This is a genomic window from Psychrobacillus vulpis (genome assembly GCF_006861825.1).
Taxonomy (GTDB): domain Bacteria; phylum Bacillota; class Bacilli; order Bacillales_A; family Planococcaceae; genus Psychrobacillus; species Psychrobacillus vulpis.
Window position 1 is genome coordinate 40494 of the sequence record NZ_VDGI01000003.1, and the last position, 21993, is coordinate 62486.

21 protein-coding genes and 1 other annotated feature are annotated in these 21993 nt (G+C 35.9%); of the genes, 20 read left to right on the top strand and 1 reads right to left on the bottom strand.

The window, feature by feature from the left end; translation table 11 throughout:
* Window positions 1–18 precede the first annotated feature (18 nt).
* From nagB to spoIIP, 4 genes are all read left to right on the top strand, one after another.
* The gene (nagB, locus tag FG384_RS04190) at window positions 19–750 is read left to right on the top strand and encodes a glucosamine-6-phosphate deaminase (protein ID WP_142641336.1); all 732 of its coding nucleotides are present in this window, start codon (window positions 19–21) and stop codon (window positions 748–750) included.
* A 122-nt stretch (window positions 751–872) separates the two neighbouring features.
* A complete protein-coding gene (locus FG384_RS04195; RefSeq protein ID WP_420849940.1) occupies window positions 873–2069 on the top strand; it encodes a glycine C-acetyltransferase in 1197 nt (398 codons plus the stop codon).
* 248 nt (window positions 2070–2317) lie between these two features.
* Window positions 2318–2848 carry an RNA polymerase sigma factor gene (locus FG384_RS04200; RefSeq protein ID WP_142641338.1) on the top strand — a complete coding sequence of 177 codons (531 nt, stop codon included), beginning with the start codon at window positions 2318–2320 and terminating at the stop codon, window positions 2846–2848.
* A complete protein-coding gene (spoIIP, locus tag FG384_RS04205) occupies window positions 2838–3749 on the top strand; it encodes a stage II sporulation protein P (protein ID WP_142641339.1) in 912 nt (303 codons plus the stop codon). The genes FG384_RS04200 and spoIIP overlap by 11 nt, the downstream gene beginning before the upstream one ends.
* Before the next feature lie 73 nt (window positions 3750–3822).
* Here the strand turns inward: spoIIP and FG384_RS04210 are convergent, their stop codons facing one another.
* Window positions 3823–4458 carry a hypothetical protein gene (locus FG384_RS04210; RefSeq protein WP_142641340.1) on the bottom strand — a complete coding sequence of 212 codons (636 nt, stop codon included), beginning with the start codon at window positions 4456–4458 and terminating at the stop codon, window positions 3823–3825.
* 172 nt (window positions 4459–4630) lie between these two features.
* Here FG384_RS04210 and FG384_RS04215 point away from each other — a divergent pair, with 172 nt between their 5' ends.
* From FG384_RS04215 to FG384_RS04290, 16 genes are all read left to right on the top strand, one after another.
* Entirely contained in the window at window positions 4631–5572 is a 942-nt protein-coding gene (locus FG384_RS04215; protein ID WP_142641341.1) for an L-threonine 3-dehydrogenase, read from the top strand.
* A gap of 1853 nt (window positions 5573–7425) precedes the next feature.
* Complete coding sequence (locus FG384_RS04220; protein ID WP_166462378.1) at window positions 7426–8268, top strand: sigma-E processing peptidase SpoIIGA; 843 nt, start codon at window positions 7426–7428, stop codon at window positions 8266–8268.
* Window positions 8268–8975 carry an RNA polymerase sporulation sigma factor SigE gene (gene sigE, locus FG384_RS04225; protein WP_142641343.1) on the top strand — a complete coding sequence of 236 codons (708 nt, stop codon included), beginning with the start codon at window positions 8268–8270 and terminating at the stop codon, window positions 8973–8975. The genes FG384_RS04220 and sigE overlap by 1 nt, the downstream gene beginning before the upstream one ends.
* Window positions 8976–9065: 90 nt before the next feature.
* Window positions 9066–9854: an RNA polymerase sporulation sigma factor SigG gene (gene sigG / locus FG384_RS04230; RefSeq protein ID WP_142641344.1), complete on the top strand. Its 789-nt coding sequence runs from the start codon at window positions 9066–9068 to the stop codon at window positions 9852–9854.
* A gap of 644 nt (window positions 9855–10498) precedes the next feature.
* Complete coding sequence (locus FG384_RS04235) at window positions 10499–10735, top strand: PRC-barrel domain-containing protein (RefSeq protein WP_142641345.1); 237 nt, start codon at window positions 10499–10501, stop codon at window positions 10733–10735.
* 79 nt (window positions 10736–10814) lie between these two features.
* On the top strand, window positions 10815–11507 hold the full coding sequence (locus tag FG384_RS04240) for a YggS family pyridoxal phosphate-dependent enzyme (protein ID WP_142641346.1): 693 nt from the start codon (window positions 10815–10817) through the stop codon (window positions 11505–11507).
* Entirely contained in the window at window positions 11504–11986 is a 483-nt protein-coding gene (locus tag FG384_RS04245) for a cell division protein SepF (protein ID WP_142641347.1), read from the top strand. Before FG384_RS04240 ends, FG384_RS04245 begins: the two co-directional genes overlap by 4 nt.
* Before the next feature lie 19 nt (window positions 11987–12005).
* Entirely contained in the window at window positions 12006–12266 is a 261-nt protein-coding gene (locus tag FG384_RS04250) for a YggT family protein (RefSeq protein WP_142641348.1), read from the top strand.
* A 234-nt stretch (window positions 12267–12500) separates the two neighbouring features.
* Window positions 12501–13289 (top strand): YlmH family RNA-binding protein, encoded by a 789-nt coding sequence (locus FG384_RS04255; RefSeq protein ID WP_142641349.1) that lies wholly within the window; start codon window positions 12501–12503, stop codon window positions 13287–13289.
* A 97-nt stretch (window positions 13290–13386) separates the two neighbouring features.
* Window positions 13387–13896 carry a DivIVA domain-containing protein gene (locus FG384_RS04260; RefSeq protein WP_142641350.1) on the top strand — a complete coding sequence of 170 codons (510 nt, stop codon included), beginning with the start codon at window positions 13387–13389 and terminating at the stop codon, window positions 13894–13896.
* A 52-nt stretch (window positions 13897–13948) separates the two neighbouring features.
* Window positions 13949–14173 (top strand) — a binding site (T-box leader).
* Window positions 14174–14244: 71 nt separating this feature from the next.
* On the top strand, window positions 14245–17007 hold the full coding sequence (gene ileS / locus FG384_RS04265) for an isoleucine--tRNA ligase (RefSeq protein WP_142641351.1): 2763 nt from the start codon (window positions 14245–14247) through the stop codon (window positions 17005–17007).
* Between the two features lie 343 nt (window positions 17008–17350).
* Window positions 17351–17827 (top strand): signal peptidase II, encoded by a 477-nt coding sequence (gene lspA / locus FG384_RS04270; protein ID WP_142641352.1) that lies wholly within the window; start codon window positions 17351–17353, stop codon window positions 17825–17827.
* Complete coding sequence (locus FG384_RS04275) at window positions 17827–18738, top strand: RluA family pseudouridine synthase (RefSeq protein WP_142641353.1); 912 nt, start codon at window positions 17827–17829, stop codon at window positions 18736–18738. Before lspA ends, FG384_RS04275 begins: the two co-directional genes overlap by 1 nt.
* 360 nt (window positions 18739–19098) lie before the next feature.
* Window positions 19099–19638: a bifunctional pyr operon transcriptional regulator/uracil phosphoribosyltransferase PyrR gene (pyrR, locus tag FG384_RS04280; protein WP_142641354.1), complete on the top strand. Its 540-nt coding sequence runs from the start codon at window positions 19099–19101 to the stop codon at window positions 19636–19638.
* A gap of 29 nt (window positions 19639–19667) precedes the next feature.
* Window positions 19668–20963 (top strand): solute carrier family 23 protein, encoded by a 1296-nt coding sequence (locus FG384_RS04285; RefSeq protein ID WP_142641355.1) that lies wholly within the window; start codon window positions 19668–19670, stop codon window positions 20961–20963.
* A gap of 151 nt (window positions 20964–21114) precedes the next feature.
* Window positions 21115–21993 carry an aspartate carbamoyltransferase catalytic subunit gene (locus FG384_RS04290; protein WP_142641356.1) on the top strand — a complete coding sequence of 293 codons (879 nt, stop codon included), beginning with the start codon at window positions 21115–21117 and terminating at the stop codon, window positions 21991–21993.

The window sequence follows — 21993 nt, forward strand, 5'->3', positions numbered from 1 at the left end:
AAAGGTTTGCGAGCTAAAATGATTGAACAGGAGACGGTAAAGTGGATTAAAGTGGGCTCATATGAAGAAATGAGTAAGATTGCAAGCTCAATTTTTGTAAAACAATTACAAAACAAATCTAATAGTGTATTAGGTTTTGCTACTGGAGGTAGCCCTGTTGGCTTTTATAAGGAAATTGTGAAAAGCTATCAAGAGGGGAAAATTTCATTTGAAGAAGTGACGTCATTTAACTTAGATGAATATGTTGGTATTCCTTCTAGTAGCCCTGCTAGTTATGCTACTTATATGATAGAAAATCTATTTCAGCATGTGGACGTACCAAAAGAAAGCTACCACCTGCCAAATGGTAATGCAATTAATCTAGAAGAGGAATGTTTAAGATATGATAAAAGCATTGAAGCAGCGGGTGGTATTGATTTACAGTTGTTAGGAATAGGGGTAAACGGGCATATTGCTTTTAATGAGCCTGGAATTCCATTCACATCCTTAACGAATATAGTAGATCTTGCAGAATCGACACGTATAGAAAATGCTCGGTATTTTGAAAATCTAGAGGATGTACCGACACAAGCAATTACAATGGGGATTCAATCGATTATGAATGCTAAAAAAATTGTACTAATCGCCTTCGGAGATAAAAAAGTAGCAGCGATAGAGCGGTTATACAGAGGTACCATTACTGAAGATTTTCCAGCAAGTCAATTGCTAAAGCATTCGAATCTTACAGTTATTTACGGTAGTGAAGGATAAGAAAAAATACTATACTATGTACAAGAACACTGAATACGTCTGGAACTAGTATATACACAGAAGCTTACTCTTTTAAGAGGATTCATGCTAAACTAGAAAAGACTATTTCGCTTGAAAGGAAGATGACCTTGTCAAACGTATTAAACAATTTTTTAACAGAAAACCTAAACGATCTTAAAAGCCAAGGATTGTATAACGAAATCGATCCAGTAGAAGGAGCGAATGGTGCGAAGATTCAAGTTCGTGGTTCTGAACTTATTAACTTATCTTCTAATAACTATTTAGGCCTTGCAACGAATCCAGAACTTAAACAAATTGCAAAAGACGCAGTGGACAAGTATGGAGTTGGAGCTGGAGCGGTTCGTACTATTAACGGAACATTAGACCTTCACGTTAAATTAGAACAAAAACTAGCAGAGTTCAAAGGAACAGAAGCTGCGATTTCTTATCAATCAGGTTTCAACTGTAATATGGCAGCAATTTCTGCTGTAATGGATAAAAACGATGCGATTTTATCAGATCAATTAAACCACGCGTCCATTATTGATGGTTGCCGATTATCAAAAGCAAAAATCATTCCATTTAATCACTCGGATATGGAAGATTTACGTGCAAAAGCTAAACAAGCAACAGAATCTGGTTTATACAATAAAGTAATGGTTATTACAGACGGTGTATTCTCTATGGATGGAGATATTGCAAAGCTTCCAGAAATCGTAGAAATCGCAAAAGAGTTTGACTTAATCACGTATGTAGATGACGCTCATGGTTCTGGCGTAACTGGTAAAGGAAAAGGAACAGTGAAGCACTTCGGCTTGGAAAAAGAAATCGACTTCCAAATCGGTACTTTATCGAAAGCAATCGGTGTTGTAGGTGGATACGTAGCAGGGAAGAAGGACTTAATCGACTGGCTAAAAGTTCGCTCACGTCCGTTCTTATTCTCGACTGCATTACCACCAGGAGATGTAGCAGCCATCACTGCAGCAGTTCAAATGATCATCGATTCAACTGAGCTTCACGATAAGCTTTGGGAAAACGGGGACTATTTAAAAGCAGGATTATCAAAGCTTGGTTTCGATATCGGTGCATCCGAAACACCAATCACTCCATGTATTATCGGAGATGAAAAGCTAACACAACAATTCTCTAAACGACTTTTTGAAGAGGGCGTATACGCAAAATCAATCGTCTTCCCTACAGTACCAAAAGGCACTGGCCGCGTTCGCAACATGCCAACAGCCTCACATACAAAAGAAATGCTAGACGATGCCTTAGCTATTTACGAGAAAGTTGGTAAAGAGCTTGGGGTAATTAACTAAAAGAAACATCCGAAGTCCATAGTGGCTTCGGATGTTTTTTTACAATTGAGCAGCTAAAATTAATAAGTGCTAGTAAATCGAAAGGGATTTTTATCTCTTTTATTGAATTAATATAGAACAGAAAAAATCCATTTAATTGTTAAAGAGCGGAGTCTGATGAACTCTGCTTTTTTAATTGGGAAATATTATTGTAACTTTTTTATTACTACAAACGAATAATAGTTGAATACAAAATTGGAGGGAGACATTTGTTTGATTTTGAGGGAAGTATCAGTGAAATCTATAAAAATCATTATTTGGATGTTTACAGGTTCCTTATTTGTTTTTCAGGAGATCAAAGTGATGCGGAGGATATGACCCAAGAGGTATTTATACGTGTTCTGAACAACATATCCCTCTACAATAGTAGCTACAATTTAAAGACTTGGATATTTGCAATAGCAAAACATGTAGCTGTAGATCACTACAGGAAGAAAAGATTTACCACATTTTTTAAAGATGGTTTTTTTAATCAGCTAATATCAACAGACAAGGGACCAAATGAACTAATGGAACAAAGTGAAATGAAGAAATTAGTACATGAAGCAATTTCGATGTTAAAGCCTAATTATAGGATGGTTGTCATACTTAGAGGTATAAATGAATTTTCTATTAAAGATACTTCCCAAATTCTTCAATGTAGTGAATCAAAAGTTAAAGTAGATTACCACAGAGCATTAAAAATTTTGAAGAATAAATTGTTTTTAGATGCAAAGGAGGTAGTAGGAAATGCAAACTGATAAAGAATTATTTGATCTAATCAAAGAAACCTATCCCCTAAACCCAAGCAAAGATTTTATTGAATCAACGGAACATAAACTTAGAAAAACTGCAAAAAAACTAAATAGAAAAAGAATGGGGAAACACTTATCTTTTGCTTTCAGTGGAGTAATATTATTTATCCTTTCCGTATCATGGTTGTTCTTATTTGATGGAAAAGCAATGGTAATGACTACTCTCAACTCTTTTAGAGAAAATAATGCGGTATCATTGGTGGATGATGAGGAACCATTAGTTTTTATCTATCATACTCACAATACCGAAGGATTTTTGTCGGAAACTAATAAAAATAATCCAAGTGAAGTATTTCATGATACAAAAAATATTACACTTGTTGGAAATAAATTGAATGAAGCATTAAAAGAAAAAAATATTAATTCCATCCAAGATAACAGTAATGTAAACGGAATATTGGAAGAAAGAGGATTATATTCTAATGAGTCTTATATAATATCCGGAGAAGTTCTAAAAGACGCATTAAAAAGAAATAAAAGTATTAAAATGGCATTTGATATACACAGAGATTCAAGTAACAGGAATGTTACAACTCAAACACTTAATGGAATTGATTATGCTAGGATTTCATTTATTATTTCTCGCTCAAATAGTAACTACAAGGATAATTTGGAATTTGCAAAACTTCTTCATACTAAATTGGAAGAAAAGTATCCAGGTTTATCAAGAGGAATATTAGAAAAATCTAATGAAAACGTAAGCCAGCAAAGTACCTACAATCAAGAACTTCTAAAACAATCAGTACTGCTGGAAGTCGGTGGGATTGAAAATACATTGGAAGAAGAATATAGAACGGTAAATATATTTGCAGAAATTATTGCAGAAAATATGGATAAACTTAACTAAAAAAAGAAGAAATAATACGTTGGGTATCCACCTAATTCATAAAAAGAAGCAGCCGAGTTCCGGCTGCTTTTTCTCATAAACTATTTCTTTCCATATGTTGAAAAGAATATAAAAGGTTAAACTTCTGAATTCCTCTCGCATGCGCAACGCCAGCATCTGCTTCTTCACGAAATCTATTCAAATCTCTCTGTTCTTTCGCAATGATCGCTTCAATTGCATGTTGCATCCAAAGGACAGGCAAGCTCTTTTTTAATGCACGTGTTTCTTCGAAGTTTCCTTTTAATGCTTCAGCATATGCCATGTAATATGTTCGAAGAGGTTCTTTACTAATTTGTCTCGCGAGTTGTTCAATTTTAGAAACATTATTTTCATATAATGCTAAATTGGTTTTATAAACCTCTTGTATATAAGATTGTTTATGTTTATCTAGTATCGTTTGAATTGATTCCATTATTTTATCGGAATCTCCGGTTTTCACTGCAAGTGGATAGGCAAAAATGGGTTTCCGTTTATTTTTTTCTAAATATTGTTCGATGCGTTTTATATTATTTGATTTATAAACGATATATATTTGTGTTGCCACCATAATCAGAAGTAAAAGTATAACCACGCAAATATAAATAAACCAAATAGGTAAGTCCAACCGAAGCATTGCTATTGTAAGTGCTACACCAAATAGGAAGGTTAACAAATAACGAAATATTTTCATAGAGTACCTCTTTTTTCTTTTTATTATACCAAAACCTGTGAAATCTCTTTTTATTGTATTTTTAGAATGAACAGCATATAATATAATCTAGAAAAACCTTGATTTATCAATGATTTTATTAATATAATGTTCTTTCCAAAAATACATTTGTTTCTGAAAGGAAGAAAATATCATGAAAAAGATAATGATTACTGGAGCTTTAGGTCAAATTGGTTCCGAACTAATAACGAAACTTCGCAAAGAATATGGTGCCGAAAATGTACTTGCAACGGATATAAGACATAGCTCATCTGCTGTAACAGAAGGCGGACCTTTTGAAATTTTAGATGTAACAGACGGAGAGAAAATGCATCAGATTGCTAAGAATTTTGGTGCGGATACCATGATGCATATGGCAGCTCTATTATCAGCAACTGCAGAAGCAAAGCCTTTGTTTGCTTGGAATTTAAACATGGGTGGATTGATGAATGCTTTAGAAACTTCACGTGAATTAAACATGCAATTTTTCACACCAAGCTCGATTGGAGCGTTTGGTCCTTCTACTCCAAAACAAAACACACCTCAAGATACGCTTCAGCGTCCAACAACTATGTACGGTGTAAACAAAGTATCAGGGGAGTTACTTTGCGATTATTATTTTCACAAGTTTGGTTTAGATACACGTGGAGTAAGGTTCCCGGGATTGATTTCCAATGAGACATTACCTGGTGGAGGTACGACCGATTACGCGGTAGACATTTATTACAAAGCGTTAGAAGAAGGGAAGTACACATCATACATTGCAGAAGGAACATACATGGATATGATGTATATGCCAGATGCTCTTCAAGCGATTGTGGACTTAATGGAGGCAGATAGTTCTAAGTTAATTCACCGAAATGCATTTAACGTAACGGCAATGAGCTTTGAGCCAGAGCAAATCGCAGCTTCTATTAAAAAAGTTATTCCAACGTTTACACTAGACTACGATGTAGATCCTGTTCGCCAAGCGATAGCAAATAGCTGGCCAGACTCAATTGATGCTACTGCAGCTAAAAAAGAGTGGGGCTTTACTTATCAATATGATTTAGATGCGATGACAAAAGACATGCTTGAAAAATTAGCTTCTAAATAAGTATTTATATAATAAAACAGCTGATACTTAGATAATAAGTGTCAGCTCAGATTGAAGACAAAAGGCAGTTGGAATGAGCACATTCCAACTGCCTTTAAAATTTTTCTTAATTTTATTCAATATATCTCAATCATTAACTAGAACTTTAAATCAATCGTAACATCCAATTTACTTACTAAATAGTCTTGCAGAACAATTTGTTCCAATGCAATTACCTCTAATTGGTCCGCTCATCGTTTTTCATCACCTCAAGATTATTCTTATTACCAATCTATTTGTTATGATAAATACTTTTTCATTTCTAGAAAATCGTTGAAAAAGGCGACACTCCTGCGGGAATAGCGTTCGTCGAAGACCCCGCAGCGAAGCGAGGAGACTGAGACAACGCCCGCGGAAAGGGAGGGCACTGAAAAACCTTAGCTTTTAATTTTTTTATATACTCGCCATCAAAAAAGACAATTTTTCGTTCGATTTTGAACGAAAAATTGCCTTTTTCTCCTGTTTTTTTTTACTTTTCTTCCTTCAATAGGCTCATAATTCTTTTCAGATTTACTGCAAAGATTGCCATTGCACCTTGCATCTGTATACCGAATAGACCCGCGGATGATGCTACATCATACCCGTGTCTANAGAACGGGCTTAAGTTGAGGGTTTCTTGGTTTGAAATCATAGGAAGCACCACCTGCATATTAGTACTTTTATTATAATGGAGAAGGAAGGAATTGTGTGAAACTATGTGTTGTTTGGAGAAGCGTCCACTCGACTCCAGCGGGAAAGCGTAGTAATTTAGACCCCACAGGAGCTTGCGACGAGGAGGCTAAATTCTTCGCCCGTGGAAAGCGAGCGGTAAGCTTCGGAAAACTACGGGGGAACTACATTAAAAGTGAAACTATATGGACTTTTTCAGTGGCCTCCCTTTCCGCGGGCGTTCCCTCAGCCTCCTCGCTTCGAGGGCACTGAAAAAGTGTTATTCTAATAAATTTTCTTTCAAATAGTCGTTAAGAGAATTTATCGCTTTGGCACTCGCTTTCCGCAGGCGAGCGACGAGCCTCCTCCTTCGTTCTGCTTGAGGGCACTGAAAAAGTGTCATTCATATAAATTATCTATCAAATAGTCCTAAGAGAATTTAGCTCTTTGGCATTCGCTTTCCGCGGGCGAGCGACGAGCCTCCTCCTACGCTTCGCTTCGTGCGGGGTCTCGTCTGTCTCGCTTTCCCGCAGGAGTCTCATGCGTCGCGCTAAATTCTCTTAAATAAATACAGCAAATAGTTCCTATAAAAATAATAATTTTGAGTTTTTCAGTGGCCTCCTCTGCTTCGTGCGGGGTCTCCGACTGTCTCGCTTTCCCGCAGGAGTCTCATGCGTCGCGCAAAATTCTCTTAAATAAATACAGCAAATAGTTCCTATCAAAATACTAATTCGAGTTTTTCAGTGCGCTCCTCGCTTCGCTGTGGGTCTTCGACCAACGCTATTCCCGCAGGAGTGGAGCCTTTTTCAACGATTTTCTAAAACTAGAATAGTAAAGTGAAGATTGTGTTTGATCCCCTCTATTTTTTGCTCCAGACGTTCCTTATACAGGCGACGGACAAACGACTGCCATAGGATTACCGAAAAAGAGAACGGAAAGTGGTTTACCACTTCTCGTTCCTCTTAATGCTTATCCGGAAATAAGGTGGCCAACGTGCTGTCAAAAGCAAGCTAGAAACGATGAATAGAAGATGCACTTAAGAAGCTCTTGCGCTTTTGTTCATAATTCTTATGCAATAATTGTCGTAAAAAAAGAATGATTTGCACCGTTCATTTGACAAGTTTCTTATAAAAGTCATGCTACGATTTAGGCAAAGGAGGAGAGCTATGTACGCAGAAGTAATGATTGCGACCAATACTTTTTTCAACTACACCGTATTAGCATTTGCGAACAAGATTGGCTGGATTGAAAACAAAAAAAGATATTTGTTTCTTTCTGCTTTTACTGCTGGAGTTATTACAGTAACTTTCTCTCACCAAATCATTACTGTTTTTTTATCTTTCTTTCTGATGATTGGGATTGCATTTTGGAGAAAACGAACGCAAATCGTCAAAGCCATTTCGTTAACATTACTTGCTAGTCTATTTGCTGGAGGATTATTAACAGCAATTGCACCTTTATACAGTCGAAGTAGCAATCTCTTTATGATTGTGAATTTTGCGTTGATTGTAACAGGGGGATTATATTTCTTAACCAAACATGTATTGCAAATTCATATAGCTCATTCAGAAAGAGAATTGTTACTTACCTCCAATTTGATGTTATTTGGTCAAACTAAGGAACTAACTCTTTTTATTGACTCAGGTAATGTTTGCAAAGAACCACTTTCCAACGATCCCGTGCATTTTGTAGCCGCTGAAGTATTACAAGATATTATCCCCGATTCGTTGTTTCAAGCTCTATGTGATTGGAAGTTTGATAAAAGAGTTGGATTGGACAATCTACCAATAGAATATTCCAGCAAATTGCGATTAATACCAATTTCCACTATACAGCAAGAAAAAACCTGGGTCATTGGGATGAAGTACGATCGATGGACTATAAAGGAACAAGAATTACCAAAAGGATATATTGTCATGACAAAGCTGAGAGATAAATTTCCACATGGAGCAGAAGGAATATTACATAGCTCCTCATATTACCATCTGAAGAAAAGGAGTGTCGGATAATGTTGTTGAAGTTTTTTCGTCGTATCTATTATTGGTTTCTTTCATTTAAAAGAAGTGGAGTCCACTATATTGGTGGTAACGAATCGCTGCCTAAACCATTATCCAGAGATGAAGAAAGAGAAATGCTCCTTGCTTTTATGGATGGAGACGAATATGCACGTGATGTTTTAATCGAGCGAAATTTAAGACTCGTTGTGTATATTGCTAGGAGATTTGACCAAACAAATACGAATATAGAAGATTTAATAAGTATAGGTTCTATTGGACTTATAAAAGCAGTGGAAACATTTAATTTAGATAAAGGTATAAAATTAGCAACGTATGCATCAAGATGTATTGAAAACGAAATATTGATGCACTTGCGTAAAACGAATCGAATGAAATCAGAAGTGTCCTTCGATGAACCTCTAAATTCCGATTCAGATGGAAACGAATTGCTTTTATCCGATATTTTAGGTACAAGTGAAGATTTAATCATTGAAGATGTGGAAAAAAAGTTGGAACGTCAACATGTTTTTGAGGCAATTAATCTACTCGGAAACAGAGAAAAGTATATAATGCAATGTCGCTTCGGATTAAATGGGAGAGAAGAAATGACGCAGAAAGAAGTTGCGGATCATTTAGGGATTTCTCAATCATATATTTCACGCTTAGAGAAAAAAATAATTTTAGATTTAAAAGAGCTACTAAATGAACCTATAGCTTGATGGGTGAAATTGGATGAATCTGCTTTCGAATAAACTTCCAACTACCGGACAAACTGACTAAGAACAATTAAAAAGTCCGGAGGAAGATCTATGACGAGAACAAAAGTAGAATTATGCGGCATCGATACATCAAAGCTTCCTTTACTTTCCCATGAACAAATGAAAGCACTATTTATTCGTTTACAGGCTGGAGAAGATTCGGTAAAAGATGAGTTAGTTATGTGTAATTTAAGATTAGTATTAAGTCTTGTTCAACGATTTGCATATCGTGGGGAACAAGCAGACGACTTATTCCAAGTTGGCTGTATTGGACTAATTAAGTCCATTGAAAATTTTGACTTAAAGCATAATGTTCGCTTTTCAACGTATGCGGTTCCTATGATAATTGGTGAAATAAAAAGACATCTGCGTGACCATCATTCTGTAAGAGTTTCTAGGTCACTACGAGATATCGCATATAAAGCGATGAAAGCAAAGGAACAGTATATTAATGATCATTTACAAGAACCTACATTAGATGATTTATCTAAAGTGTTGGATATTCCAGTGGAAGATATATTATTATCATTAGACGCTATACAAGATCCTGTTTCGTTACAAGAACCCATTTTTAGTGATGGGGGCGATGCTATCTATATGATGGACCAATTATGTGATAATGATGTATCGGAAGAACAGTGGGTCACATATTTTACAGTAAAGGAAACCTTCCAAAAATTAGATACTAGACAGAAGAAAATCTTAACAAAACGAATTTATTATGGTGCCACACAAACTGAAATTGCTTTAGATCTTGGTCTATCACAAGCGCAAATTTCACGTTTAGAAAAGAGCGCATTGTCCACTATTCAAAGTCAATTGAATCCGAAAGAATCTTAACACTTTTCCTTTCTAGAAAAAGCGTTTCAGACTGTAGACTAACTCTAAAAATATGTTAGCTACAGTCTTTTTGTATTTATATAGGATGGGTTATGATTTCCGAAGCTTACCAATCGCTTACCGCAGGAGAGGGCACTAAAAAACTGTCTATTCGTTAAGATAAATACTTTTCATTTCTAGAAAATAGTTGAAAAAAGCGACACTCCTGCGGGAATAGCGTTAGCCGAAGACATCCGCAGCGCAGCGAAGGAGGCTACTGAAAAACTCAAAATTATTATATTTATAGGAACTATTTATTGTATTTCATTTAAAAGAATTTAGCACGACGCATGAGACTCCTGCGGGAAAGCGAGACAGACGAGACCCCGCACGAAGCGAAGCGTAGGAGGAGGCTCGTCGATCGCCCGCGGAAAGCGAATGCCAAAGCGATAAATTCTCTTAGGACTATTAATTTATTTGAATGGCACTTTTTCAGTGCCCTTGAGTATGGCAATCGAGTAGGCTAAAGCTATGCCCACGCCGCAGCGGAAATTAACTGCTTTCACTCTTATTTCATTATAAATAAAATTGACTGTTACGCTTTTTCTTTTTAGAAAAAGCGTTTTTTTGTTTGTCGTTCATATAATGAGTAAAGGAGGTTAAAGATGAAATTTTCTGAGGCGCAACAAAAGGAAGTAATTGAAGCAAGCAGTGGCCAATTACTAGGGTATATAGTGGATGCTGAAATTGACAAGGAAACAGGATTCATCGTGTCATTCCTCGTAGAAGCTCAAGGGGCCTACCCAACATTTTTTAACAAAAAAAGGGAAACTAAAAAAATTGCTGTTCAAAATATAGCTATAATTGGAAAAGATGTTATTATTGTTGCAAAAAATATGTAACAAGATTGATTCAGCATTGATAAAACAGCCTTTCATTGATACAATAAACAGAAACAAATGATGAAAAGTTGGTTTATACATGACAAATGTTCAACAAAATTTAAATCAAATTACTAATAATGTGAACGATGCTTGTACACGTTCGAATCGTAACCCTTCGGAAGTTACTATTATTGCTGTTACAAAAGAAGTATCCGTAGAAAGAACCGAAGAAGTAATTCAATCAGGTATTACGCATTTAGGTGAAAATAGACCTGAAGGATTAAAAAAGAAACTGGATGCCATTAAGAATAATATTAAATGGCATTACATAGGGACACTACAAACGAGAAAAGTGAAATCTGTGATAAATGATGTAGATATTTTGCATTCATTGGATCGACTAAGTTTAGCAGATGAAATAGAAAAGAGAGCGGTTTCTACAAAGGATTGCTTTGTACAAGTAAATGTTTCAGAAGAGGAATCGAAACATGGATTATCAATGGAAGCTGTAGAAGATTTTATAAAAAATCTTGAAAAATATTCTCGAATTCGAGTTATTGGATTAATGACGATGGCACCGATTACAGAAGATGAATCCGTTATTCGTACAGTATTCAGCAACTTAAAAAAGTTACAATTGAAAATTGCTGGACAACAAATACCATATGCACCTTGTACAGAATTATCGATGGGAATGTCTGGAGATTATGAAATTGCAATAGAAGAAGGCGCAACATATGTAAGAATTGGAACAGCACTAGTCGGTAAAGAGAGGGTGGAAATTAAATGAGCATGAAAGACTGGATGAAAAATTTCTTCTACCTAGATGAAGAGGAAGAAACTTCAACAGGACAACAGCCAAAACCTCAACAACAAAAATCAGTGGAAAATCAAATGAGACAGCAAAATGTAAAACAGCCTGCAGTAAAAGATAAAAAAATTAATTCAACACAAAAGGAAATGGCTGCAACTAATCTTGTGAGCATTCAAAATGTACAAAAGTCATCTAAAGTAATCTTAATCGAGCCGCGTGTCTATGCAGAAGCTCAAGATATTTCAGAGCATTTGAAGAGTAAAAAAGCCGTTATTGTAAATTTACAACGAATTGACAAAGAACAAGGAATAAGAATAATCGACTTTTTAAGTGGAACAGTGTACGCTTTAGGTGGAGACATACAAAGAATAGGTACGGATATTTTCCTTTGTGCACCAGATTCCGTAGAAGTAGCTGGAGCAATATCGGACTATTATTACAACGACCTAGATTAATAGAGGAGTAATAATTATTATGGTATTAGTATTAACATTGTTAAATCAAGCAGTTGTACTGTATACGTACGCATTAGTAATTTACATTTTAATGTCATGGGTACCTAGCATACAGGAATCAAGTTTTGGACGATTATTAGGGAAAATTTGTGAACCATATTTAGATCCATTTAGAAAGATCATTCCGCCACTGGGAATGATTGATATCTCTCCGATTGTTGCAATATTTGTTTTAAATCTTGCGAGAAAAGGGATTTTTTCATTAATAGTATATCTCTAAACCTCACTAAAGTGAGGTTTCATGTAGTAGAAAAATTAAGTTTTCGAAGGTATCACTTCAGACTGACTTGAAAACGCTTGTCAGTCGAGGCGCAGAAGCGCGAGGCGGAAGCGAATAGAACTTAAGTTCATGAGCTTACAACGAGCGCAAGCAACGAAGAATGAAAGCGTTTGTCAACAGTCTGAAACCTCACTAAAGTGAGGTTTTTTACTATATCTGAGAGGGAATATTAACATGGAAAATGTACTACAACACTTTAGAAAAGAAGAACAGCCTTTTATTGAACAAGTTGTAAATATGATGCGGGAAATAGAGGATCGTTATGCACCAAAGTTAACAGATTTTTTAGATCCAAGACAGCAATTCATTGTAGATTCTATACGTAGACAATATGAAGATATTGAATCCCGTACAGAAGGTGTTTTGGATGATGCAGAAAGAAATAGAGTCTTATTATATCCTTCCTATTATGCCCCAACTAATGAGGAGTTTGCGATGGTTGTAGTAGAAGTGAATTATCCTATGAAATTTATTACGCTACTCCATAAAGATGTATTAGGATCTATAATGTCTCTCGGAATCGATCGAAGTAAGTTTGGGGATATTCGAGTAGAAGATGGGATCGTTCAATTTGTTGTGGCAGCTGAAGTGATCGACTACGTTAGAGCAAACTTAACGTCCATTGGAAAAGTAAAAGTACAGGTTGAAGTTGTGGACGACCCATCTAAGTATATTTTACAGAAAGAGGAATGGCATACTGAAGCTCTTACAGTTAGTTCCTTAAGATTAGATACTGTAATTTCTGCTGTTTTTAATATATCGAGACAAAAATCCTCCTCTTTCATTCAAGGAGGTAAAGTTAAGGTGAACTGGGCCGAGAAAGATCAAATATCTTTGGAACTTCAAGAATTAGACTTACTTTCTATAAGAGGATTAGGTAGAGTCAAGTTATTAATGATTGAAGGTAGAACAAAAAAAGACAAAATACGACTTCAAATTGGAAGGTTAGAGCAAAAAAATTAAATAATCTGTAAAAATGTTCGAATTATGATGTTTTCACTCTATAGTGAAGGTATAATAGAATGTAAGAATGATAGCCAAAGTAAAGGAGATGGAATATATGCCATTAACACCTCTTGATATACATAACAAGGAATTCAGTAAAGGATTTAGAGGATACAACGAAGATGAAGTAAATGAATTCTTAGATCAAATTATGAAAGACCTTGAGATTCTTATAAAAGAAAAAAAGGATCTTGAAACAAAGTTGAAATCGTCAAGCGAAAAAGTAGGGCATTTCACATCAATTGAAGAGACTTTACATAAATCTATTGTTGTCGCACAAGAAGCAGCGGAAGAGGTTCGACGTAATTCACAAAAAGAAGCGAAGCTAATTGTGAAAGAAGCAGAAAAAAATGCAGATCGAATTGTAAACGAAGCACTTACAAAAGCTAGAAGGATTGCTTTAGAGATTGAAGAGTTGAAAAAACAATCTAAAGTGTTCCGGAATCGCTTTAAAATGCTAGTAGAAGCTCAATTAGACTTAATCAATACAGATGATTGGAATCATTTAATGGAGTATGATGTCGATACTACTACAATAGATCGTATTTCTGCTACAGAAGACTAATACATTTCTTGACTGATGGACCTACATTTCCTATAATAATTTCATATCAAATAAACATGCGTTGAAAAAGACGTCTAAATTAGATTTCGAATAAGCGACTTGGGGATGGTGAAAGCTCAAGCAATGAAACTTTTTTAGATTATCACTTTGGAGCAAAGACACTGAATAAAGCTAGTAAGTATCTTCGGATTATGCCCCGTTACGGCATACTAAGCGGCGGTTTTTTCGGAAATCGCAAGTAGGGTGGTACCGCGAGTATGAACTTCTCGTCCCTTTTTGGGATGAGGAGTTTTTTTGTTGCTCAAAAGCAAGGCGCTTTCGCTTTTAAAATAAAAGGAGGAATTTTAGATGGAATACAAAGACACGTTATTAATGCCAAAAACAGATTTCCCAATGCGTGGAAATTTACCGGTAAAAGAATTAGAAATACAAGAAAAATGGGCTGAAATGGATATTTATAAAAAAGTTCAAGAAAGAACAGCAGATCGTCCTTTCTTTGTATTACATGATGGGCCTCCATACGCTAATGGTGATATTCATATTGGGCATGCATTGAACAAAGTATTAAAAGATATGATTGTCCGTCATAAGTCAATGACAGGTTTCCGTGCACCATATGTACCAGGTTGGGATACTCACGGTTTACCAATCGAGCAAGCACTAACAAACAAAGGTGTTAAACGAAAAGAAATGTCATTAGCAGAATTCCGAAAGCTTTGTGAAGAATATGCTTACGAACAAATTAACAACCAACGTACTCAATTTAAACGTCTAGGTGTTCGTGGAGATTGGGATAATCCTTATGTAACACTTACTCCAGCATTTGAATCTCGGCAAATCGAAGTATTTGGTGCAATGGCGAAAAAAGGCTATATCTATAAAGGATTGAAACCTGTATATTGGTCACCATCAAGTGAATCTGCACTAGCAGAAGCAGAAATTGAATATCAAGATAAAAAATCACCATCTATTTATGTAAGTTTTGCAGTTACAGAAGGAAAAGGTGTACTTGAAGAAGGAACTAAGTTCATCATCTGGACGACTACGCCTTGGACAATTCCAGCAAACCAAGGTATAGCACTTCATCCAGAAGTAGAATATGCAGTCGTTCATGCGAAAGACTCTAAATATGTTGTAGCTAAAGACTTAGTAGAATCTGTTGCAACAGAGCTTGGTTGGGAAGAGTATTCAGTTGAACGTACACTAGCTGGAGAAAAAATGGAGCGTATCATTGCTAAACATCCACTTTATGATCGCGACTCATTAGTAATTCTTGGGGATCATGTTACAACTGAATCTGGTACTGGATGTGTTCATACAGCACCAGGACATGGGGAAGATGACTTCTACGTTGGTAAAGCATACGGTTTAGACGTATTAAGTCCAGTTGATGATCGTGGTGTAATGACTGCTGAAGCTCCTGGCTTCGAAGGGTTATTTTATGATACTGCAAACAAAGCAATTACAGAAGCTTTGGATGCAGCTGGAGCACTTGAAAAGCTTACTTTCTTTACACATTCGTATCCACATGATTGGCGTACAAAAAAACCAGTAATTTATCGTGCAACTGCTCAATGGTTTGCTTCGATAGAAGCATTTAGAAGCGAACTATTACAAGCAATTCGTGATACTAAATTCACACCTGCTTGGGGAGAAACTCGATTATTTAACATGATCCGTGATCGTGGAGATTGGTGTATTTCCCGTCAACGTGTTTGGGGTGTTCCGATTCCTGTGTTCTATACAGAAGATGGAGAACCAATCTTGACAGAAGAAACAATTTTACATGTATCGAAATTATTCCGTGAACATGGTTCAAATATTTGGTTTGAAAAAGAAGCAAAAGAATTACTACCAGCTGGATTTACACATCCAGGAAGTCCAAACGGTCTTTTCACGAAAGAAACAGATATTATGGACGTATGGTTTGATTCAGGTTCTACACATCAGGCTGTATTAGAAGAACGAGATGATTTAGTTTTCCCAGCTGATTTATATTTAGAAGGATCCGACCAATATCGAGGTTGGTTTAACTCCTCACTAATTACTAGTACTGCAATGTTCGGTCATGCACCGTATAAAGGACTTTTAAGTCATGGATTTATACTAGATGGTGATGGTCGTAAAATGAGTAAATCGCTTGGTAATGTAGTCGTTCCGGCTAAGGTGATGAATCAACTAGGTGCAGATATTCTTCGTTTATGGGTTGCTTCAGTTGATTATACGGCAGATGTACGTGTATCTGATGCAATCATTAAACAAGTAACAGAAGTATACCGTAAGATCCGTAATACATTCCGCTTTTTACATGGAAATATTACAGACTTTCATCCAGTGAATGACCGTGTGGAATTTAAAGAGCTTCGTGAAGTAGATCAATATATGTATATGAAACTTCAAGAGGTTATTAAATCAGTAAGAGCTGCTTATGATCGCTATGATTTTGCAAGTGTTTATCACAATGTAAATAACTTTGTTGCAGGTGAATTAAGCTCATTCTATCTAGATATTGCTAAAGATGTTGTCTATATCTATGGTGCTGATAGCAAAGATCGCCGTGCGATGCAAACGGTTATGTATGATACACTTCTTTCACTATTAAAATTAATGACGCCAATCTTACCGCATACGACAGATGAGCTTTGGGCTTATTTAGAACATGAAACAGAAGAAAGTGTTCAATTAACAGATATGCCGGAAGCTACGGAGCATCCAGAATTTGAAACTTTAGCTCCAAAATGGTTGAAAATTATGGAATTACGAGATGATGTATTAAAAGCTTTAGAAGAAGCTCGAAATGCAAAAACTATAGGTAAATCTCTTGAAGCGAAAGTAACATTATATGTAAACGATGAATTCCGTTCATTGCTTGAAGTGGAGAACATTGACTTTGCTCAATTATTTATCGTATCCCAATTTGAAATTGGAGGATCACGACAAGATGCTACGGAAGATTGCTTAGCTCTTGAAAATGCCTCTGTATTAGTTGAAAAGGCAGTGGGAGAGAAATGTGATCGTTGTTGGACAATTTCAGAAACAGTTGGTGCAAATGAAGCACATACAACATTATGCGCACGTTGTGCTGAGGTTGTTGAAAAGTATTACGTATAATAAATTAGATAGAGCCAATATCTCCAGAGTAGGAGCTAGGTTTCATAAAGGTAGAATTCCTAATATTTTCTAATTTACTTTTGGGAGTGTGGTCCGAATTTAGTAGGACCACACTTTTCTATATAAAATGGAAAGTGATTATGATAGCTCTTTTACGAATAGAGACAATGTATGGTAAACTATTGTAGATTCTTTTAACTTTATATAGTTTGGTTTGAACCTAGCTAAGTAAAGTTAAAGTCTCCGGCGGAAGTCACAGATTATAAATAGAAGTTATCGAGCACTCACGATAAAATCTGGATGCAAATACGCCATGGTGAATTTGATATTTGGGGGAACTAATATGTGGAAATATTATGGACTCGCAGCGTTTGTAATTGCGCTTGATCAGTGGACAAAATGGCTAGTTGTTAAAAATATGGAACTAGGTGAACGAATAATTATTTTAGATCCTTATCTGGCACTACTATCTCATCGAAATCGTGGGGCAGCATGGGGAATGCTACAAGGGCAAATGGGGTTATTTGCAATCATTACGATTGCTGTAGTTATCGGGATAATATATTATTTTCATAAAGAAGCCAAAGGTAAGCCAATGTTTCAAGTTGGTTTAATGATGTTGTTAGGTGGAGCGATTGGTAACTTTATCGATCGACTCTGGAGAAAAGAAGTAGTTGATTTTGCTGACGTTTTAATACCAATCATTAATTACGATTTTCCAATTTTTAATATTGCCGACTCTGCATTAACAATAGGTGTAGTGATCATCATTTTATTCATACTAAAAGAAGAACGAGCTGAAAAGAAAAAGGTGAAGTAATGGAAGAATTAACATTTTTAATTGAAGAAGAGCAAGCAAAAGAAAGAATTGACAAGGCAATTGCTTCTTTCGATACGGACTGGTCGCGTTCACAAATCCAAAACTATTTAAAAGATGGACATGTTTTAGTGAACGGTGAAACAGTGAAATCGAATTACAAAGTGAAGAAAGGAGACGTAATAGTTGTTACAACTCCTGAAGCGATTCCACTTGATGTTGTTGCTGAAAACTTGAATTTAGAAATCGTTTACGAAGATGAGGATGTTGTTGTAGTGAATAAGCCACGTGGTATGGTTGTTCACCCAGCGCCTGGACATACTTCAGGAACGCTCGTAAATGGTTTGATGTATCAAATCAAAGATCTATCAGGCATAAATGGTGTGATGCGCCCTGGTATTGTTCATCGAATTGATAAAGATACAAGTGGACTATTAATGGTTGCAAAAAACGATGTTGCACATGAATCATTAGTTGATCAATTAGTGAAAAAGACAGTGACACGAAAATATATTGCTTTAGTACATGGACGGATTGCACATGATAAAGGAACAATCGATGCTCCTATTGGTCGTGATAAAAAGGATCGACAAAGTATGGCAGTAGTAGATAATGGAAAGCATGCTGTAACGCATTTTCGTGTATTAGATCGTTTTGAAAACTTTACACTAGTTGAGTGTCAATTAGAAACAGGAAGAACGCATCAAATTCGAGTGCATATGAAATATATAGGATATCCATTAGCAGGTGACCCAAAATATGGTCCGAAAAAAACGGTAGACTTTGATGGTCAAGTACTACATGCAGAAGTGCTAGGGTTTATCCAGCCGAAAACTGGTGAGTATTTAGAGTTCTCTTATCCACTTCCAGAGGATTTCAAAAATTTATTGGATCATTTGAAAAACAATCATTGATTTATGAAAAGATGTGCTTTATAATAACTTAGAAAAGTAAATAGCTTCACCTTTAATAACAGTCCAGAGAGGCTGAGAAGGTATATGTGAAAAGTGACTCACTAATAGTCTGCGGACTAAATCTCATTCATTGAGGTTAGAGCTTACGACGAATGTCACAGATTTTGTTAATAAATTCATCGACTTAGATCGATGCACTGTTTTCTGCTACATGCTTTTAGCAGGAGCACAAAATCTGGATGTTAAAACGTCAAGGCGAATTTGATTAGTTGAGTTTACCCTATTTTATTACGCACATACAACCTCTTGGGCTTCTCTAGCTCAAGAGGTTTTTTATGTTCTTAGAATAGGAGGGTAATGATGGCAGAAAAAGCAAGTATTTTAGATGAACAATCTATCAATCGAGCATTAACACGAATTGCTCATGAAATAATTGAACGAAATAAAGGTATTGAAGAGTGTATTCTAGTTGGTATTAAAACGAGGGGAGCTTTTTTAGCAAAAAGGCTAGCCAAAAAAATAGAAAGTATTGAAGGTAAACCGATTAAAATTGGGGAACTTGATATTACATTGTACAGAGATGACTTATCTTTAAAAAATGATTCCAATGAGCCACTCGTTCAACAAGTTGATATTACACATGATGTCGCAAATAAAAAAGTAGTTTTAGTCGATGATGTACTTTATACAGGAAGAACAGTACGGGCAGCAATGGATGCCGTAATGGATTTAGGGAGGCCTGCACAAATTCAACTCGCTGTATTAGTAGATCGAGGACATCGCGAGCTACCAATCAGGGCAGATTATGTTGGAAAAAATATTCCAACTTCTAGCAGCGAACGAATTGTTGTAAAAGTAACAGAAACAGATGGGGTAGACGGAGTTACGATTAATGATTAACAAATTCGTATAAAAGGTAGGAATAGTCTATGTCAAATACAGTTTTAGATGTACAAGAAAAACCGAATGGAGCCCAACTTGTAACATTAAGCTTTCAGCATATGTTTGCCATGTTTGGATCTACAATATTAGTTCCACAACTAGTTGGATTAAGCCCCGCAATCGCATTATTAACAAGCGGTATAGCAACGATTTTCTTCTTGTTAATTACGAAATTTCAAGTTCCTGCTTATTTAGGATCATCGTTTGCTTTTATCGCCCCTATAATTCTAGCAACAAAAGTAGGCGGCATTGGTAGTGCAATGATTGGTGGAATGTTCGTCGGAATTACATACGGACTCGTAGCATTAGTCATATGGAAAAGTGGTTATAAGTGGATTATGAAACTGTTACCACCAATCGTAGTTGGTCCAGTAATAATGGTAATTGGTCTTGGATTAGCAGGGGTTGCAGTTGATATGGCGATGAATATCAATGTGGATGGACAGTCGGTGTATAGTTTTACACATTTCTCTGCTGCACTTGTTACACTATTTGCAGCCATATTCTGTACAATATTCTTTAAAAATATATTAAGCACAATGCCGATTTTAATCGGATTAATTGTTGGTTATATATACTCAGCGGCAATCGGAATTATTGATTACACTGCAGTAAAAGAAGCTGAATGGTTTGAAATGCCACCATTCTTAATCCCTGGAGTAGATTACGATTTTGTAATCACATCTAAATTATTATTAATCATGGTACCAATCGTAATTGTAACGATTTCGGAGCATATAGGGCATCAATTAGTACTTGGGAAAGTAGTTAACCGTGACTATATAAAAGAACCAGGTTTACATCGATCTTTACTTGGAGATGGTTTTGGGACATTTGTTAGTTCGTTAATCGGGGGTCCTCCGAAAACAACTTATGGTGAAAATATTGGTGTATTAGCAATTACACGTGTTTATAGTGTGTATGTCATTTTAGGAGCAGCTATCATTGCAATCGCTATCTCCTTCTTAGGAAAAGTAATGGCTGTTATTGCAACAATACCAACTGCTGTTCTTGGTGGAGTTTCGATCTTATTGTTTGGTATTATCGCTTCGAGTGGACTTCGTATGCTTGTAGAAAATAATATCGACTTTGGAAATAATCGAAACTTAGTCATTGCTTCCGTAATACTAGTAATCGGTATCGGTGGAGCAAAATTTGTTGTAACAGAATCATTAAGCATCGAAGGAATGGCTTTGGCCGCTATTATCGGTGTAATATTAAATCTAATATTACCTGGAAGAAAAGATGAAGCTATTGCAGGTATGAAAGAAAAAAGTGAATAGATGACCTTTTAAATTGTTGTCCTGTGAGTCAACGAAAGGTTCAGTAAGACTAGTGGGAGCTATGTATAGATTCCATTGCTAGTCTATGCATAAATGAACCTTCTCGAGACTTTTCGAGAAGGTTTTTTTATAAAAGAAGGGGGATACGATAATGAACAACTTAGTATCAATGACAGATCTATCTGCTGAACAAATTATGGCAGTTATAAAGCAAGCACAACTATTTAGAGAAGGTGCGATATCACAATTAAGTAAAAGCTATACAATGGCCAATTTGTTTTTTGAACCGAGCACACGTACAAAAATGAGCTTTGAAATGGCAGAAAGAAAATTACAAATTGAAGTACTCCCCTTCGAATCAGGTTTTTCCAGTACATTAAAAGGTGAAACGCTTTACGATACGATAAAAGTATTAGAATCAATTGGAATTGATGCATTGGTGATTAGACATGAAGAAAATAATTTCTTCGAATCATTAATTGGAAAAGTGAAACCAGTAATCATTAATGGTGGAGATGGAACAGGAAATCATCCAACTCAAAGCCTTTTAGATATCTATACAATTTGGCAAGAGTTTGGAACGTTAGAAGATAAAGTTATCAGTATTGTTGGAGACGTTTCACATAGTAGAGTAGCAAGATCAAATGCACATGCACTTACAAGACTCGGAGCAAAGGTACGTTTTGTATGTCCTCCACAATGGCAAGGAGAGTTCGATGCAATAAACGAATTTGACGAAGTAATTGAATCGAGTGATGTCATCATGATGTTAAGAGTTCAGCACGAAAGACATGATGGAAATACTTCTTTTTCAAAAGAGGATTATCATGAGGCTTTTGGTTTAACAATAGAAAGAGAAAAACGAATGAAAGAAAGCTCCATTATTATGCATCCAGGTCCGTTCAATAGAGATGTTGAGATTGCAAGTGAGTTGATAGAGTGTAATCGTTCAAGGATTTTTAAACAAATGGAAAATGGAGTTTATGTTCGCATGGCTGTCATTGAAATGATTTTGAAAGGGAGAGAATAG

Bases quoted from the DNA above. Each gene is read 5' to 3' on its own strand.
- nagB (WP_142641336.1), top strand. From the start codon at position 19: ATGATTGAACAGGAGACGGTAAAGTGGATTAAAGTGGGCTCATATGAA.
- FG384_RS04195 (WP_420849940.1), top strand. From the start codon at position 873: ATGACCTTGTCAAACGTATTAAACAATTTTTTAACAGAAAACCTAAAC.
- spoIIP (WP_142641339.1), top strand. From the start codon at position 2,838: ATGCAAACTGATAAAGAATTATTTGATCTAATCAAAGAAACCTATCCC.
- FG384_RS04210 (WP_142641340.1), bottom strand. From the start codon at position 4,458: ATGAAAATATTTCGTTATTTGTTAACCTTCCTATTTGGTGTAGCACTT.
- FG384_RS04215 (WP_142641341.1), top strand. From the start codon at position 4,631: ATGAAAAAGATAATGATTACTGGAGCTTTAGGTCAAATTGGTTCCGAA.
- FG384_RS04220 (WP_166462378.1), top strand. From the start codon at position 7,426: ATGTACGCAGAAGTAATGATTGCGACCAATACTTTTTTCAACTACACC.
- sigE (WP_142641343.1), top strand. From the start codon at position 8,268: ATGTTGTTGAAGTTTTTTCGTCGTATCTATTATTGGTTTCTTTCATTT.
- sigG (WP_142641344.1), top strand. From the start codon at position 9,066: ATGACGAGAACAAAAGTAGAATTATGCGGCATCGATACATCAAAGCTT.
- FG384_RS04235 (WP_142641345.1), top strand. From the start codon at position 10,499: ATGAAATTTTCTGAGGCGCAACAAAAGGAAGTAATTGAAGCAAGCAGT.
- FG384_RS04240 (WP_142641346.1), top strand. From the start codon at position 10,815: ATGACAAATGTTCAACAAAATTTAAATCAAATTACTAATAATGTGAAC.
- FG384_RS04245 (WP_142641347.1), top strand. From the start codon at position 11,504: ATGAGCATGAAAGACTGGATGAAAAATTTCTTCTACCTAGATGAAGAG.
- FG384_RS04250 (WP_142641348.1), top strand. From the start codon at position 12,006: ATGGTATTAGTATTAACATTGTTAAATCAAGCAGTTGTACTGTATACG.
- FG384_RS04255 (WP_142641349.1), top strand. From the start codon at position 12,501: ATGGAAAATGTACTACAACACTTTAGAAAAGAAGAACAGCCTTTTATT.
- FG384_RS04260 (WP_142641350.1), top strand. From the start codon at position 13,387: ATGCCATTAACACCTCTTGATATACATAACAAGGAATTCAGTAAAGGA.
- ileS (WP_142641351.1), top strand. From the start codon at position 14,245: ATGGAATACAAAGACACGTTATTAATGCCAAAAACAGATTTCCCAATG.
- lspA (WP_142641352.1), top strand. From the start codon at position 17,351: ATGTGGAAATATTATGGACTCGCAGCGTTTGTAATTGCGCTTGATCAG.
- FG384_RS04275 (WP_142641353.1), top strand. From the start codon at position 17,827: ATGGAAGAATTAACATTTTTAATTGAAGAAGAGCAAGCAAAAGAAAGA.
- pyrR (WP_142641354.1), top strand. From the start codon at position 19,099: ATGGCAGAAAAAGCAAGTATTTTAGATGAACAATCTATCAATCGAGCA.
- FG384_RS04285 (WP_142641355.1), top strand. From the start codon at position 19,668: ATGTCAAATACAGTTTTAGATGTACAAGAAAAACCGAATGGAGCCCAA.
- FG384_RS04290 (WP_142641356.1), top strand. From the start codon at position 21,115: ATGAACAACTTAGTATCAATGACAGATCTATCTGCTGAACAAATTATG.